At 45.5% G+C, this 16,181-nt stretch carries 14 protein-coding genes; all 14 read left to right on the top strand.

All coding sequences use genetic code 11. The features are described from left to right. Positions 1–202: 202 nt before the first annotated feature. Positions 203–3,754: a DNA-directed RNA polymerase subunit beta gene (gene rpoB, locus ACNA6I_RS22555; RefSeq protein WP_048007602.1), complete on the top strand. Its 3,552-nt coding sequence runs from the start codon at positions 203–205 to the stop codon at positions 3,752–3,754. Between the two features lie 51 nt (positions 3,755–3,805). Next, on the top strand, positions 3,806–7,405 hold the full coding sequence (rpoC, locus tag ACNA6I_RS22550) for a DNA-directed RNA polymerase subunit beta' (RefSeq protein ID WP_048007603.1): 3,600 nt from the start codon (positions 3,806–3,808) through the stop codon (positions 7,403–7,405). Positions 7,406–7,548: 143 nt separating this feature from the next. Further along, complete coding sequence (locus ACNA6I_RS22545; protein WP_048007647.1) at positions 7,549–7,797, top strand: 50S ribosomal protein L7ae-like protein; 249 nt, start codon at positions 7,549–7,551, stop codon at positions 7,795–7,797. A 99-nt stretch (positions 7,798–7,896) separates the two neighbouring features. Beyond that, a complete protein-coding gene (rpsL, locus tag ACNA6I_RS22540) occupies positions 7,897–8,316 on the top strand; it encodes a 30S ribosomal protein S12 (RefSeq protein ID WP_048007604.1) in 420 nt (139 codons plus the stop codon). A 42-nt stretch (positions 8,317–8,358) separates the two neighbouring features. Then, positions 8,359–8,829: a 30S ribosomal protein S7 gene (rpsG, locus tag ACNA6I_RS22535; protein ID WP_048007605.1), complete on the top strand. Its 471-nt coding sequence runs from the start codon at positions 8,359–8,361 to the stop codon at positions 8,827–8,829. A gap of 45 nt (positions 8,830–8,874) precedes the next feature. Beyond that, positions 8,875–10,953 carry an elongation factor G gene (gene fusA, locus ACNA6I_RS22530; protein WP_048007606.1) on the top strand — a complete coding sequence of 693 codons (2,079 nt, stop codon included), beginning with the start codon at positions 8,875–8,877 and terminating at the stop codon, positions 10,951–10,953. 126 nt (positions 10,954–11,079) lie between these two features. After that, positions 11,080–12,270, top strand: a complete 1,191-nt coding sequence (gene tuf, locus ACNA6I_RS22525) for an elongation factor Tu (protein WP_048007607.1) — start codon at positions 11,080–11,082, stop codon at positions 12,268–12,270. Between the two features lie 433 nt (positions 12,271–12,703). Further along, complete coding sequence (gene rpsJ / locus ACNA6I_RS22520; RefSeq protein ID WP_034676072.1) at positions 12,704–13,012, top strand: 30S ribosomal protein S10; 309 nt, start codon at positions 12,704–12,706, stop codon at positions 13,010–13,012. 34 nt (positions 13,013–13,046) lie between these two features. After that, the gene (gene rplC / locus ACNA6I_RS22515) at positions 13,047–13,676 is read left to right on the top strand and encodes a 50S ribosomal protein L3 (protein ID WP_048007608.1); all 630 of its coding nucleotides are present in this window, start codon (positions 13,047–13,049) and stop codon (positions 13,674–13,676) included. Positions 13,677–13,706: 30 nt separating this feature from the next. Further along, a complete protein-coding gene (rplD, locus tag ACNA6I_RS22510; protein ID WP_048007609.1) occupies positions 13,707–14,330 on the top strand; it encodes a 50S ribosomal protein L4 in 624 nt (207 codons plus the stop codon). Further along, positions 14,330–14,614, top strand: coding sequence for a 50S ribosomal protein L23 (gene rplW, locus ACNA6I_RS22505; RefSeq protein ID WP_048007610.1), 285 nt, complete (start codon positions 14,330–14,332; stop codon positions 14,612–14,614). The genes rplD and rplW overlap by 1 nt, the downstream gene beginning before the upstream one ends. 31 nt (positions 14,615–14,645) lie before the next feature. Further along, positions 14,646–15,476 carry a 50S ribosomal protein L2 gene (gene rplB, locus ACNA6I_RS22500; protein ID WP_048007611.1) on the top strand — a complete coding sequence of 277 codons (831 nt, stop codon included), beginning with the start codon at positions 14,646–14,648 and terminating at the stop codon, positions 15,474–15,476. Between the two features lie 60 nt (positions 15,477–15,536). Continuing rightward, positions 15,537–15,815, top strand: a complete 279-nt coding sequence (gene rpsS / locus ACNA6I_RS22495) for a 30S ribosomal protein S19 (protein WP_048007612.1) — start codon at positions 15,537–15,539, stop codon at positions 15,813–15,815. Positions 15,816–15,836: 21 nt separating this feature from the next. Continuing rightward, entirely contained in the window at positions 15,837–16,178 is a 342-nt protein-coding gene (gene rplV / locus ACNA6I_RS22490; RefSeq protein ID WP_048007613.1) for a 50S ribosomal protein L22, read from the top strand. The last annotated feature ends 3 nt before the right edge of the window (positions 16,179–16,181 follow it).

Raw genomic sequence — 16,181 nt, 5'->3', positions numbered from 1 at the left:
AAATGCAAAAATATTATTTTCCGGTATTATGCCTATATGTATACATAGAGCATAATTTGGAAAAGATTATAAAATAATAGTTCGTCATATGAAAATGAGGTTTTATCATTAAAACCCTTTTTCTTTTTGTCTTATGTAGACTTGCATGACTGCACAAAGGCATATAGAACAACCAAAACGCTTGATTTGAGGGGTGAATCAGTTGACAGGTCAACTAGTTCAGTATGGACGACACCGCCAACGCAGAAGTTTTGCGCGTATCAGTGAAGTTTTAGAATTACCGAATCTAATCGAAATTCAGACTTCCTCGTATCAATGGTTTCTTGATGAGGGGTTAAGAGAGATGTTCCGCGACATTTCTCCGATTGAGGACTTTACTGGTAATCTTTCTTTGGAATTCATTGATTACAGCCTTGGAGATCCAAAGTACTCGGTGGAAGAATCAAAGGAGAGGGATGTAACATACTCTGCTCCGTTAAGGGTGAAAGTCCGTCTTGTTAATAAGGAAACTGGAGAAGTAAAGGATCAAGACGTATTTATGGGTGATTTCCCACTGATGACAGACACAGGAACTTTCGTCATCAATGGTGCGGAACGTGTTATCGTTTCTCAGCTCGTCCGTTCTCCAAGTGTCTACTTCAGCGAAAAAGTAGATAAGAACGGGAAGAAAGGGTTCACTGCTACCGTTATACCAAACCGCGGAGCTTGGCTTGAGTATGAGACAGATGCGAAAGATGTAGTATATGTGCGAATTGACAGAACTCGCAAACTGCCGGTAACGGTTCTTTTACGTGCCCTTGGGTTTGGCTCTGATCAAGAAATCATCGATCTGATCGGTGACAATGAGTACATCCGCAACACGCTTGAAAAAGACAATACAGAAGGCATCGATAAAGCATTGCTCGAAATCTATGAGCGCCTCCGTCCTGGAGAGCCGCCAACGGTAGAGAATGCGAAAAGCCTTCTCGTTTCACGTTTCTTCGATCCTAAGCGCTATGACTTAGCGAACGTTGGACGCTATAAAATGAACAAAAAGCTTCATATCAAAAACCGTCTATTCAACCAGACCCTGGCCGAGACTCTTGCAGACCCGGAAACAGGTGAAATCCTGGCTGAAAAAGGAACAGTACTTGACCGCCGTGCCCTCGATAAGATCATTCCTTATCTTGAAGAAGGCATCGGTTTCAAGACGTACCAGCAAAACGGCGGTGTACTTGATGATGATATCCTTCTTCAATCGGTGAAGATTTATTCCCCGAACGATGAAGGTGAGCATGAAATCACTGTTACGAGCAACGCTTACGTAGAAGAAGAGATCAAATACATCACGCCGGCAGATATCATTTCTTCCATCTCGTATTTCTTCAACCTTCTTCACGGAGTAGGATTGACGGATGATATCGATCACCTCGGTAACCGTCGTCTCCGTTCAGTAGGTGAATTGCTTCAGAACCAATTCCGTATCGGTCTTTCCCGTATGGAGCGTGTGGTTCGCGAAAGGATGTCCATCCAGGATACGAATACGATCACGCCTCAACAGCTGATCAATATCCGTCCTGTCATTGCATCCATTAAAGAGTTCTTCGGTAGCTCTCAGCTTTCCCAGTTCATGGACCAAACGAACCCGCTTGGTGAATTGACGCACAAACGTCGTCTATCTGCCCTCGGGCCTGGTGGTTTGACCCGTGAACGTGCAGGCTTTGAAGTACGTGACGTTCACTATTCCCACTACGGGCGTATGTGTCCGATCGAAACGCCGGAGGGTCCGAATATCGGACTGATCAACTCACTTTCATCCTTTGCGAAAGTGAATAAGTTCGGCTTTATCGAAACACCTTACCGTCGTGTCGACCCTGAAACAGGCAAAGTGACCGATCGCATCGATTACTTGACTGCCGATGAGGAAGATAACTATGTAGTCGCACAGGCCAATGCGCGCCTTGACGAAGACGGATCTTTCCTTGATGAAGAAGTCATCTCCCGTTTCCGCGGTGAGAATACGGTCATCAAGCGTGAGCGTCTAGACTACATGGACGTATCTCCGAAACAGGTTGTTTCAGCTGCGACAGCATGTATCCCGTTCCTTGAGAACGATGACTCCAACCGTGCCCTGATGGGAGCGAACATGCAGCGTCAAGCGGTACCTCTTATGAATCCGGAATCACCGATCGTCGGAACAGGTATGGAACACGTATCTGCCAAAGACTCAGGTGCTGCCGTGATCTGTAAGCATGAAGGGATCGTAGAGAAGGTCGAAGCGAAACAGGTTTGGGTTCGCCGCGTGAAAGAAATCGACGGTCAAGAAGTACAAGGTGACCTCGATAAGTACCGCATGCAAAAATTCATCCGTTCCAACCAAGGAACTTGTTATAACCAACGTCCGATCGTCTCTGAAGGGGACCGCGTAGTCAAAGGAGAGATCCTAGCTGACGGACCTTCCATGGAGAAGGGTGAATTGGCCCTTGGACGAAATGTTATGGTCGGCTTCATGACTTGGGATGGTTACAACTATGAAGATGCCATCATCATGAGCGAACGTCTTGTGAAAGACGATGTCTATACATCCATTCATATCGAGGAATATGAATCAGAGTCCCGTGATACGAAATTGGGACCTGAAGAAATCACCCGCGATATTCCGAACGTCGGGGAAGATGCACTGCGCAACCTTGACGAGCGCGGAATCATCCGCATCGGTGCAGAAGTAAAAGACGGTGATCTACTGGTCGGTAAGGTAACGCCTAAAGGTGTGACCGAGCTTACAGCAGAAGAACGTCTTCTACATGCCATCTTCGGTGAGAAGGCACGTGAAGTCCGTGATACATCCCTCCGTGTACCACACGGCGGCGGCGGTATCATCCTTGACGTGAAAGTCTTCAACCGCGAAGATGGAGATGAACTGCCACCAGGAGTGAACCAACTGGTCCGCGTTTACATCGTTCAGAAACGTAAGATTTCTGAAGGGGATAAAATGGCCGGTCGTCACGGTAACAAAGGGGTTATCTCCCGGATCCTTCCGGAAGAAGATATGCCGTTCTTGCCTGACGGAACTCCGATCGATATCATGCTTAACCCTCTAGGGGTACCATCACGTATGAATATCGGACAGGTGCTTGAGCTTCACCTTGGTATGGCAGCGAGATACCTGGGCATCCACGTCGCTTCTCCAGTATTCGATGGAGCGCGCGAGGAAGATGTGTGGGCTACAATCGAAGAAGCCGGAATGGCACGCGATGCCAAGACAGTCCTCTACGACGGCCGCACAGGTGAACCGTTCGATAACCGTGTATCAGTCGGGATCATGTACATGATCAAACTGGCTCACATGGTCGACGATAAACTGCATGCCCGTTCAACTGGTCCTTACTCACTTGTTACCCAGCAGCCACTTGGTGGTAAAGCACAATTCGGTGGGCAACGTTTCGGTGAGATGGAGGTATGGGCACTTGAAGCTTACGGTGCTGCATACACGCTACAAGAAATCCTTACCGTTAAATCGGATGACGTGGTCGGTCGTGTGAAAACATACGAAGCCATCGTCAAAGGTGAAAATGTCCCTGAACCGGGAGTTCCAGAATCATTCAAGGTATTGATCAAAGAGCTTCAGAGTCTGGGTATGGATGTCAAAATCCTTTCAAGTACAGAAGAAGAAATCGAAATGCGCGATCTTGAAGATGAAGAGGACGGTCAGCAAGCCGATACACTCAACATCTCCAATGAACAACAGTCCGAGACAGTAGGGTCCAAAGAATAAATTTTGAGCAATAAGGGTTAGAGCCTGTAGATTAAAAGGGAGGTAGGCCCCTTGCTAGATGTGAATAATTTCGAATATATGAAGATTGGTTTAGCTTCCCCCGATAAGATCCGTTCGTGGTCTTTCGGGGAGGTTAAAAAACCTGAAACGATCAACTATCGTACATTAAAACCAGAAAAAGACGGCTTGTTCTGCGAGCGTATCTTCGGTCCTACGAAGGACTGGGAATGTCACTGTGGGAAATACAAGCGCGTCCGCTATAAAGGTGTAGTATGTGACCGCTGTGGTGTCGAAGTCACAAAAGCGAAAGTGCGCCGTGAGCGCATGGGTCACATTGAACTTGCTGCCCCTGTATCACACATCTGGTACTTCAAAGGAATCCCAAGCCGTATGGGTCTTGTCCTCGACATGTCTCCAAGGGCTTTGGAAGAAGTGATCTACTTCGCATCCTATGTTGTAACAGAACCGGGAGATACGGCTCTTGAGAAGAAGCAATTGCTTTCTGAAAAAGAGTACCGTGCATACCGTGAGAAATACGGTGTGAAATTCCATGCTGCCATGGGAGCTGAAGCAATCAAGAAACTTCTTCAGGATATCGATCTTGATAAAGAAGCCGATTTCCTTAAAGAAGAATTGAAGACTGCACAAGGTCAACGACGCACACGTGCGATCAAACGCCTTGAAGTGGTTGAATCCTTCAGAAGCTCCGGGAATGATCCAGACTGGATGATCCTTGATGTCCTTCCTGTCATCCCTCCGGAACTTCGTCCGATGGTACAGCTTGACGGTGGACGTTTTGCGACATCTGACCTCAATGATCTATACCGTCGTGTCATCAACCGTAACAACCGTCTGAAGCGCTTGTTGGATCTTGGTGCTCCAAGCATCATCGTTCAAAATGAAAAGCGTATGCTTCAAGAAGCTGTTGATGCATTGATTGACAACGGACGCCGCGGCCGTCCGGTAACAGGACCAGGTAACCGTCCATTGAAATCCCTCTCTCACATGTTGAAAGGGAAGCAAGGACGTTTCCGTCAAAACCTTCTTGGTAAGCGTGTTGACTACTCTGGCCGTTCCGTAATCGTCGTAGGTCCTAACTTGAAAATGTACCAATGTGGTCTTCCGAAAGAGATGGCTCTTGAGCTCTTCAAGCCTTTCGTCATGAAAGAACTCGTCGAGCGTGGCCTTGCTCACAACATCAAGAGTGCGAAACGCAAAATCGAACGCGTACAACCTGAAGTATGGGATGTACTCGAAGGCGTCATCAAGGAGCATCCGGTCCTTCTGAACCGTGCACCGACCCTTCACCGACTCGGTATCCAAGCGTTCGAACCGACTCTTGTCGAAGGTAGAGCGATCCGTCTTCACCCACTCGTATGTACTGCGTACAACGCCGACTTCGATGGTGACCAAATGGCGGTCCACGTACCACTATCTTCTGAAGCACAAGCAGAAGCACGCATGCTCATGCTTGCTGCCCAGAACATCCTGAACCCGAAAGATGGTAAGCCAGTCGTTACACCATCACAGGATATGGTACTAGGTAACTATTATCTAACCCTGGAGCGTGAAGATGCTGTAGGTGAAGGTATGATCTTCAACGATGCCAATGAAGTATTGCTTGCATACCAAAACGGTTTTGCCCATCTTCATACACGTATCGCGATCCATGCCGGAACTCTCAACAACCAAACGTTCACAGATCAACAAAATAAACAGCTGCTCGTCACAACGGTCGGTAAGGTGATCTTCAACGAAATCCTGCCTGATACATTCCCGTTCATCAATGAACCGACGAAGACGAACCTCGAGGTGGCAACACCGGAGAAATACTTCGTTAACCCAGGAACGGATGTAAAAGCACTGTTCAAAGAGCGCGAATTGATCAATCCATTCAAAAAAGGATTCCTTGGGAACATCATCGCTGAAGTATTCAAGAAGTTTGCCATCACCGAAACGTCACGCATGCTTGATAAGATGAAGGACCTAGGGTTCAAATTCTCTACCAAAGCAGGTATCACGGTCGGTATCGCCGATATCGTCGTACTAGCTGAAAAAGAGGAAATCCTGATTGAAGCTCAAGGTAAAGTAGATAACGTCTTGAAGCAATTCAAACGTGGTCTCATTACCGAAGAGGAAAGATATGATCGCGTCATCTCCATCTGGAGTGCCGCTAAAGATACGATCCAAGGTAAATTGATGGCTACGTTGGATAAACGCAACCCGATCTTCATGATGAGTGACTCCGGTGCCCGTGGTAACGCATCTAACTTCACTCAGCTTGCCGGTATGCGCGGACTCATGGCCAACCCGGCTGGACGTATCATCGAATTGCCGATCAAATCAAGTTTCCGTGAAGGTCTGACGGTACTTGAATACTTCATCTCCACTCACGGTGCCCGTAAAGGTCTTGCCGATACAGCCCTGAAAACAGCCGACTCAGGTTACCTGACCCGTCGTCTGGTTGACGTGGCACAAGATGTCATCGTACGTGAAGAAGACTGTGGAACAGACAGAGGACTCCTTGTCGGATCCATCAAAGAGGGTACAGAGATCATCGAACCTCTTGAAGAACGTCTGCTCGGTCGTTACTCACGTAAGACACTCCGTCACCCTGAGACAGATGAAATCCTTGTGAACGAAAATCAATTGATCACCGAAGATCTGGCTAAAACCATTGTTGATGCAGGTATCGAGCATGTGTCCATCCGTTCTGCCTTCACATGTAACACCCGTCACGGTGTATGTGAAAAATGTTACGGTACGAACCTTGCAACCGGTCAAAAAGTGGAAGTCGGGGAAGCAGTCGGTATCATCGCCGCTCAATCAATCGGGGAACCAGGAACGCAGCTTACAATGCGTACGTTCCATACCGGTGGGGTTGCGGGAGACGATATCACACAAGGTCTTCCACGTATCCAGGAAATCTTCGAAGCACGTAACCCGAAAGGTCAAGCGGTCATTTCCGAAATGGATGGTGTCATCACTTCCATCACAGAAGGAAAAGATCGTCAATACGAAATCACTGTACAAGGTGATGTCGAGTCAAGGAACTACACGGCTCCTTACACGGCCCGCCTGAAATTCGCAGTGAACGACCGGGTACTGCGCGGTCAAGAAATCACGGAAGGTTCCATCGATCCGAAGGAACTTCTCAAAGTACGCGATGTCGGTGCCGTACAAGAATACCTATTGCGCGAGGTACAGAAAGTTTACCGTATGCAAGGGGTTGAAATCGGAGATAAGCACGTTGAAGTCATGGTACGTCAAATGCTCCGTAAAGTACGCGTCATCGATGCCGGTGAAACGGAAGTACTCCCTGGTACACTCATGGATATCCATCAGTTCAGGGATGCGAACGAAAGTGCGTTGCTTAACGGCAATACACCTGCAACCGGACGCCCTGTCCTTCTTGGGATCACCAAGGCATCCCTTGAAACGGATTCCTTCTTGTCAGCAGCTTCGTTCCAGGAAACAACCCGCGTGTTGACAGACGCCGCAATCAAAGGTAAGCGCGACGAGCTCCTTGGATTGAAGGAAAATGTCATCATCGGTAAGTTGGTTCCAGCCGGAACAGGTATGCAGCGTTACCGCAGAGCCGAACAGGTCCTATCTGAAGAAATCTCTGAAGAGACGGTCACTGTCGACTAATAGATTTGGAGCTGACTCCTGGACCGATCGTCCGGGAGTCGGCTTTTATAAATCTTTTTGTTCTGATGTTGACATTAGAATATGAAGATGATAATATATTCAAGGTTGCTCCTATTAATAACCTGTACTTTGGAGGATATGATATGTCTTATGAAAAAGTATCGCAGGCGAAAGATGTTATTGTAGGAACAAAGCAAGCAGTGAAAGCTCTGAAAGCCGGTCAGGTAACCGAAGTAGTCATAGCGGAAGATGCTGATCCGAAAGTGACCGCGAACGTTTTGCAGACCGCAATCGATCTGAACGTACCCTTTACCAAAGTTGATTCGATGAAGAAACTCGGTAAATCGTGCGGGATAGATGTCGGGGCGGCAGCTGTTGCGATAAAACAGTAAAATAGTTTTTGTAGAGATGCTCTGCAAAGGCTTTACTTTTACCCAAAAATGATCCACCTGGATGTGTGGGCTTACCAATTAAGAAGGGAGGAAAACATAATGCCTACTATTAACCAATTAGTTCGCAAACCTCGTCAGTCTAAATCAACAAAATCAAAGTCACCTGCACTTAACAAAGGCTACAATAGCTTCAAAAAAGTGCACACTAACTTGTCTTCTCCACAAAAACGTGGTGTATGTACTCGTGTTGGTACAATGACTCCGAAAAAACCGAACTCCGCATTGCGTAAATATGCACGTGTTCGCTTGACTAACGGAATCGAGGTTACTGCTTACATTCCTGGTATCGGACACAACCTTCAAGAGCACAGTGTCGTGCTTATCCGTGGAGGACGTGTAAAAGATTTACCAGGGGTACGTTATCACATCGTACGTGGTGCTCTTGATACAGCTGGTGTTGACGGTCGTATGCAAGGACGTTCTAAATACGGAACTAAGCGCCCTAAAGCTAAAAAATAATAAAACTACCATATTCATTTCTCGTTGAAAGGAGGAAATCCCATGCCACGTAAAGGCCCTGTAGCAAAAAGAGACGTTTTACCTGATCCGATTTACAATTCTAAATTGGTTACTCGTCTAATCAACAAAATCATGATCGACGGTAAGCGCGGTAAAGCACAAAAGAAACTATACGCAGCGTTTGATCTAATCGCAGAACGCAGCGGTAAAGATGCAATGGAAGTATTCGATGCAGCTTTGAAAAATATCATGCCGGTATTGGAAGTAAAAGCTCGTCGTGTAGGTGGTTCAAACTACCAAGTTCCTGTTGAGGTTCGTCCGGAGCGTCGTACGACTCTTGGACTTCGCTGGTTAGTTAACTATTCCCGTTCTCGCGGTGAGAAAACGATGGAAGAGCGCCTAGCTAACGAAATCCTTGATGCAGCGAACAACACTGGTGCTTCTGTTAAGAAGCGTGAAGATACACATAAGATGGCTGAAGCGAACAAAGCGTTTGCTCACTATCGCTGGTAATCCGACCAACACATTAATTCTTATATTAGGAAGGAGAAAGACCACATGGCAAGAGAGTTCTCCTTAGAAAACACTCGTAATATCGGTATCATGGCTCACATCGATGCCGGTAAAACAACTGCTACTGAGCGTATCCTATTTTATACTGGTCGTATCCATAAAATTGGAGAAACTCACGAAGGTGCTTCTCAAATGGACTGGATGGAGCAGGAGCAAGAGCGTGGAATCACGATCACATCTGCTGCGACAACAGCTCAATGGAAAGGCCATCGTATTAACATCATCGATACACCGGGACACGTAGACTTCACTGTTGAAGTTGAGCGTTCACTTCGTGTACTTGATGGTGCTGTAGCAGTACTTGATGCTCAATCTGGTGTTGAGCCTCAAACTGAGACAGTTTGGCGCCAGGCTACTACTTACGGGGTTCCTCGTGTAGTATTCGTCAACAAGATGGACAAAATCGGTGCTGACTTCCTTTACTCTGTAGGAACACTTCACGATCGTCTTGGTGCAAATGCTCATCCTATCCAGCTTCCTATCGGTGCTGAGGATGACTTCGAAGGAATCATCGACCTAGTGGAAATGAAAGCTTACTACTACGAAGATGATCTTGGTACACGCGCTGAAGACCGTGAAATTCCTGATGAGTACAAAGATCAAGCAGAAGAATACCGCGGCAAGTTGATTGAAGCTGTATCTGAACTTGATGAAGAGCTCATGATGAAATACCTTGAAGGTGAAGAACTGACAAACGAAGAATTGAAAACAGCGATCCGTAACGCTACGCTAACTGTTGAATTCTATCCGGTTGTCTGCGGATCTGCCTTCAAAAACAAAGGTGTTCAATTGTTGATTGACGCCGTTATCGATTACCTTCCAGCTCCTACTGATGTAGCTGACATCAAAGGTTTCGTTCCAGATACTGAAGAAGAAGTGACTCGTCCATCAAGCGACGAAGCACCATTCTCAGCACTAGCGTTCAAAGTAGCAACTGACCCTTATGTTGGTAAGCTTACTTTCTTCCGTGTGTACTCTGGTGTCCTTGAGTCAGGTTCATACGTACGAAATTCTTCTAAAGGCAAGCGTGAGCGTGTAGGACGTATCCTTCAAATGCACGCTAACAGCCGTGAAGAAATTTCTAAAGTATATGCTGGGGATATCGCAGCTGCAGTTGGTCTTAAAGATACTAGTACTGGTGATACACTATGTGACGAGAAGAGCCTTGTTATCCTCGAGTCCATGGTATTCCCAGAGCCAGTTATCTCCCTGTCTGTTGAGCCTAAGTCAAAGGCTGACCAAGATAAGATGACTACTGCACTTCAAAAACTACAAGAGGAAGATCCGACATTCCGTGCGCATACTGACCAGGAAACTGGACAAGTTATCATCGCCGGTATGGGTGAGCTTCACTTGGACATCATCGTTGACCGTATGCGTCGCGAGTTCAAAGTAGAAGCAAACGTAGGTGCTCCTCAAGTATCTTACCGTGAAACGTTCCGCGATACAGCGCGCGTTGAAGGTAAGTTCGCACGTCAATCTGGTGGACGCGGTCAATTCGGACACGTTTGGATCGAGTTTGCACCTAACGAAGAAGGTAAAGGATTCGAATTCGAGAACGGAATCGTCGGTGGTGTTGTTCCACGTGAATACATCCCTGCAGTTCAAGCTGGTCTTGAAGACGCTCTTGAAAACGGAGTACTTGCCGGATTCCCATTGGTTGATGTTAAAGCGAAACTATTCGACGGTTCATACCATGACGTTGACTCCTCTGAAATGGCGTTCAAAATCGCCGCTTCAATGGCCCTTAAGAATGCCGCTTCTAAATGTAAGCCGGTCATCCTTGAGCCAATGATGAAGGTTGAGGTTGTTATCCCTGAGGAATACCTTGGAGATATCATGGGTGACGTTACTTCCCGTCGTGGACGCGTAGAAGGTATGGAAGCACGCGGTAACGCTCAAGTCGTTAAAGCGTTCGTACCTCTATCAGAAATGTTTGGTTATGCAACGTCCCTACGTTCTAATACACAAGGGCGCGGAACATACTCCATGCACTTCGACCACTACGAAGAAGTACCGAAGTCAATCTCTGAAGAAATCATCAAAAAAAATAAAGGCGAATAATTGATTTATTCTTTTCAATAAAGTATAAATACAATTGTAAGCTTTACTTGTCCCGGGAGTGGAGTAATCCACTTCTGGACTAAATGAATAAACTAATTTTCTTTCAAATTAAAGGAGGATTTTCAAATGGGTAAGGAAAAATTTGATCGTTCCAAGCAACATGCGAATATCGGTACAATCGGTCACGTTGACCATGGTAAAACAACTCTAACTGCTGCAATCACAACTACTCTTCACAAGAAGTATGGTCGTGGAACTGCAATGGCTTATGACCAAATCGATGGTGCTCCAGAAGAAAGAGAGCGTGGAATCACAATCTCTACAGCACACGTTGAGTACGAAACTGATACTCGTCACTATGCACACGTTGACTGCCCAGGACATGCTGACTACGTTAAAAACATGATCACTGGTGCTGCTCAAATGGATGGTGGGATCCTAGTAGTATCTGCTGCTGACGGCCCAATGCCACAAACTCGTGAGCACATCCTTCTTTCTCGTCAAGTAGGTGTACCTTACCTTGTTGTATTCATGAACAAATGTGACATGGTAGATGACGAAGAACTTCTTGAACTAGTTGAAATGGAAGTTCGTGACCTTCTTTCTGAGTATGACTTCCCTGGTGATGACATTCCAGTAATCAAAGGTTCTGCTCTTAAAGCTCTTGAAGGAGATGCTGAGTGGGAAGCTAAAATCTTCGAACTTATGGAAGCTGTAGATTCTTACATCCCAACTCCAGAGCGTGACACTGAAAAACCATTCATGATGCCAGTTGAGGACGTATTCTCAATCACTGGTCGTGGTACAGTTGCTACTGGACGTGTTGAGCGTGGACAAGTTAAAGTCGGTGACGAAGTTGAAATCATCGGTATTGCTGAAGAGAACAAAAAGACTACTGTAACAGGTGTTGAAATGTTCCGTAAGCTTCTTGACTATGCTGAAGCTGGTGACAACATCGGTGCCCTTCTTCGTGGTGTAGCACGTGAAGACATCCAACGTGGACAAGTACTTGCTAAACCAGGTACAATCACTCCACACACTAACTTCAAAGCTGAAGTTTATGTTCTTTCAAAAGAAGAGGGTGGACGTCACACTCCATTCTTCTCTAACTACCGCCCACAGTTCTACTTCCGTACAACTGACGTAACTGGTATCTGTAATCTTCCTGAAGGCGTAGAAATGGTTATGCCTGGCGACAACATCGAAATGACTGTTGAGCTAATCGCGCCAATCGCGATCGAAGAAGGTACTAAGTTCTCTATCCGTGAGGGTGGACGTACAGTTGGAGCTGGCGTTGTAGCTTCAATCCAAAAATAATTGATTTACCCAAAGCCAGATGGACTTGATCCATCTGGCTTTTTTTGTTTGTCTTGAAACGAAACACTCATACACCATGAGCGTTTCTTCTATATTAAAGCTCAATGGTGAAAAAGAAGGGTGAACGACATACGATTCACTCATCGAATCAATAAAGCAATATACAGATCGGTCTTTAAATATTGTGAAAATATCGTGCGCACTTGAAAACATCAGGAATCGTTTGTATAATAGAGAAAGTGTGCAAAACCTATAGAAGTTGCAAGAAACCCTTGCGTTCCGTGGGTATTTTAGTTATAATAGACAATGTTGGTCTTTGACTGCGATGAAACAGAAGGTTGCTGACACACCCGGCCGCTTTGCCATGGCGAGTGTGTGGGAAATTTCTGTGGAGAATGTCTATTCAAAAATAGGCGAAAAAGGAGGGAAAATAATGGCAAAACAAAAGATTCGTATCCGTTTGAAGGCTTATGATCACAGGATTCTTGATCAATCAGCTGAGAAGATTGTTGAAACAGCAAAACGTTCTGGTGCGGCGGTTTCTGGACCGATCCCACTTCCAACAGAGAAGTCTATTTACACAATTCTTCGTGCTGTGCACAAATACAAGGACTCTCGTGAGCAATTCGAAATGCGTACACACAAACGCTTAATCGACATTGTAAACCCAACACCACAAACAGTTGATGCGCTTATGCGTTTGGACTTACCGTCTGGTGTAGATATCGAAATCAAACTTTAAAACATAAAACACATAATCACAGGAGGTGTGACTAATGACCAAAGGAATCTTAGGAAGAAAGATCGGTATGACTCAAGTTTTCGCTGAGAACGGTGATCTTATCCCTGTAACGGTAATCGAGGCAGCTCAAAACGTTGTTCTTCAAAAGAAATCTATCGAAGTTGATGGCTATGAAGCGATCCAAGTAGGTTTTGAAGACAAACGTGAAAAGCTTTCTAACAAGCCGGAAAAGGGCCACGTTGCTAAAGCTGAAACTGCTCCTAAGCGCTTCATCCGTGAAATCCGCGGTGTAAACGTAGAAGAGTACGAAGTTGGTCAGGAAGTCAAAGTTGATATTTTCGCTGCAGGAGATGTAGTGGACGTAACAGGAGTTTCAAAAGGTAAAGGATTCCAAGGTGCGATCAAGCGTCATAACCAATCTCGTGGACCAATGTCCCACGGTAGCCGTTATCACCGTCGCCCAGGTTCAATGGGTCCAGTTGATCCAAACCGCGTATTCAAAGGTAAATTGCTACCAGGACGTATGGGTGGAGAACAAATCACGATTCAAAACCTTGAAATCGTAAAAGTAGATGCTGAGCGCAACTTGCTTCTAGTGAAAGGTAATGTACCTGGACCTAAGAAACAATTGATCAAAGTAAAATCTGCTGTAAAAGCAAACTAATAGAACTTTCTAAGAAAGGAGGAAACAAGAATGCCGAAAGTAGCATTATTTAACCAAAGCGGTTCTAAAGTTGGTGATATCGAACTTAACGAATCAGTATTTGGTATTGAACCAAACAAACAAGTATTGTTTGAAGCAGTCTTGATGCAAAGAGCTTCTTTACGTCAAGGTAATCACAAAGTAAAAAATCGTTCTGAAGTACGTGGCGGTGGTCGTAAGCCTTGGCGTCAAAAAGGAACAGGTCGTGCTCGTCAAGGGTCAATCCGTTCTCCACAATGGCGCGGTGGTGGTACCGTATTTGGACCGGTTCCACGCAGCTACAGCTACAAGCTTCCTAAGAAGGTTCGTCGCTTAGCGATTAAATCTGCTCTTTCTACTAAAGTGGTAGAAGAAAACATCCTAGTGTTGGAAGCATTGTCTTTCGATGCACCAAAAACGAAAGAATTTGCAAGCGTATTGAAAGGTCTTTCAATCAACTCCAAAACATTGGTAGTGACTGACGGTCTTGACGAAAACGTAGCACTTTCAGCTCGTAATATCCCTGGAGTAACAGTTGTTACTGCTTCTGGAATCAGCGTTCTAGATGTATTGGGGCACGACAAACTAGTGATGACTAAATCAGCTGTTGAAAAAGTAGAGGAGGTGCTCGCATAATGGATGCACGTGATATCATTAAGCGCCCCGTAATTACAGAGGCTTCAACTGATCTTATGTCTGAGAAAAAATATACTTTCGAAGTAGATACTAGAGCGACTAAAACTCAAGTAAAATACGCTGTCGAAGAAATCTTCGATGTGAAAGTAGATAAAGTCAACATCATGAACTACAAAGGTAAGTTCAAGCGTATGGGTAAACACGCTGGTTACACTAACAAGCGTCGTAAAGCTGTCGTTAAACTTACAACTGAAAGCAACGAAATCGAATTCTTTGAAGTATAATTCATTCAATTAAGAAGAGGAGGGAAAAAACATGGCGATTAAAAAGTATAAACCTACCTCTAATGGTCGTCGCGGCATGACTAGCTCTGATTTCGCAGAGATCACTACTGATTCTCCCGAAAAATCACTTCTAGCGCCCCTGCACAAAAAGGGTGGTCGTAACAACCAAGGTAAGTTAACAGTTCGTCATCAAGGCGGCGGTCACAAGCGTCAATACCGTATCATCGACTTCAAACGTGAAAAAGATGGTATACCTGGACGCGTTGCTACGATCGAATACGATCCAAACCGCTCTGCTAACATTGCACTAATCAACTACGCTGATGGTGAAAAGCGTTACATCCTGGCTCCTAAAACTTTGGTTGTAGGTATGGAAGTAATGTCTGGACCTGAAGCAGATATCAAAGTGGGTAACGCACTTCCACTTATCAACATCCCTGTTGGTACAATCGTACACAACATCGAGCTTAAACCTGGTAAAGGCGGTCAGCTTGTACGTTCTGCAGGTACTTCTGCACAAGTTCTTGGTAAAGAAGGCAAATACGTACTTGTTCGTTTGAACTCTGGTGAAACTCGCATGATCCTTTCTGCTTGTCGTGCTACTGTAGGTCAAGTTGGAAATGAACAACACGAATTGATCAACATCGGTAAAGCCGGTCGTTCACGCTGGTTAGGCAAGCGCCCAACTGTCCGTGGTTCTGTAATGAACCCTAATGATCACCCACACGGTGGTGGTGAAGGACGCGCTCCTATCGGACGTAAATCACCAATGTCTCCTTGGGGCAAACCGACTCTTGGATACAAAACACGTAAGAAAAACAATAAATCTGATAAATTTATCGTGCGTAGCCGCAAAAAATAACGGGATTGTACTACGGTTCGATCAAAGGGCCGTAGACCAATCACGAAGGGAGGTTCAACCATGGGTCGTAGCTTAAAAAAAGGACCTTTTGTTGATGATCATTTGATTAACAAGATCGAAAAATTGAACGAAACTGAAGGCAAACAAGTTGTTAAAACTTGGTCTCGTCGTTCAACGATTTTCCCAGCATTCATCGGTCACACTATCGCAGTTTACGATGGTCGTAAACATGTACCTGTATACGTCACTGAAGACATGGTAGGTCACAAGCTTGGCGAATTCGCGCCATCTCGTACTTACAAAGGTCACGGTAGTGACGATAAGAAAACAAGACGCTAAAATTGAGGGGAGGGTATCCTAATGCAAGCAAAAGCTGTTGCAAGAACAGTACGTATTGCTCCTCGTAAAGTACGTTTAGTCGTTGATCTAATCCGAGGTAAGCAAGTTGGAGAAGCAGTTGCGATTCTTAATCACACGCCTAAGGCAGCTTCACCAGTAATCGAGAAAGTACTTAAATCTGCTATCGCAAACGCAGAGCATAACTATGACATGGACATCAACAGCCTTGTAGTAACTGAGGCTTATGTAAATGAAGGACCAACGCTTAAACGTTTCCGTCCTCGTGCGATGGGTCGTGCAAGCCAAATCAACAAACGTACAAGTCACATTACACTTGTAGTATCAGAAAAGAAGGAGGGATAAGCT

Source organism: Rossellomorea sp. FS2, from assembly GCF_047915635.1.
In the GTDB taxonomy this organism is placed as follows: domain Bacteria; phylum Bacillota; class Bacilli; order Bacillales; family Bacillaceae_B; genus Rossellomorea; species Rossellomorea marisflavi_A.
The sequence above is the reverse complement of the archived record's forward strand: the minus strand, read 5'-3'. Positions and strand labels throughout refer to the sequence as shown.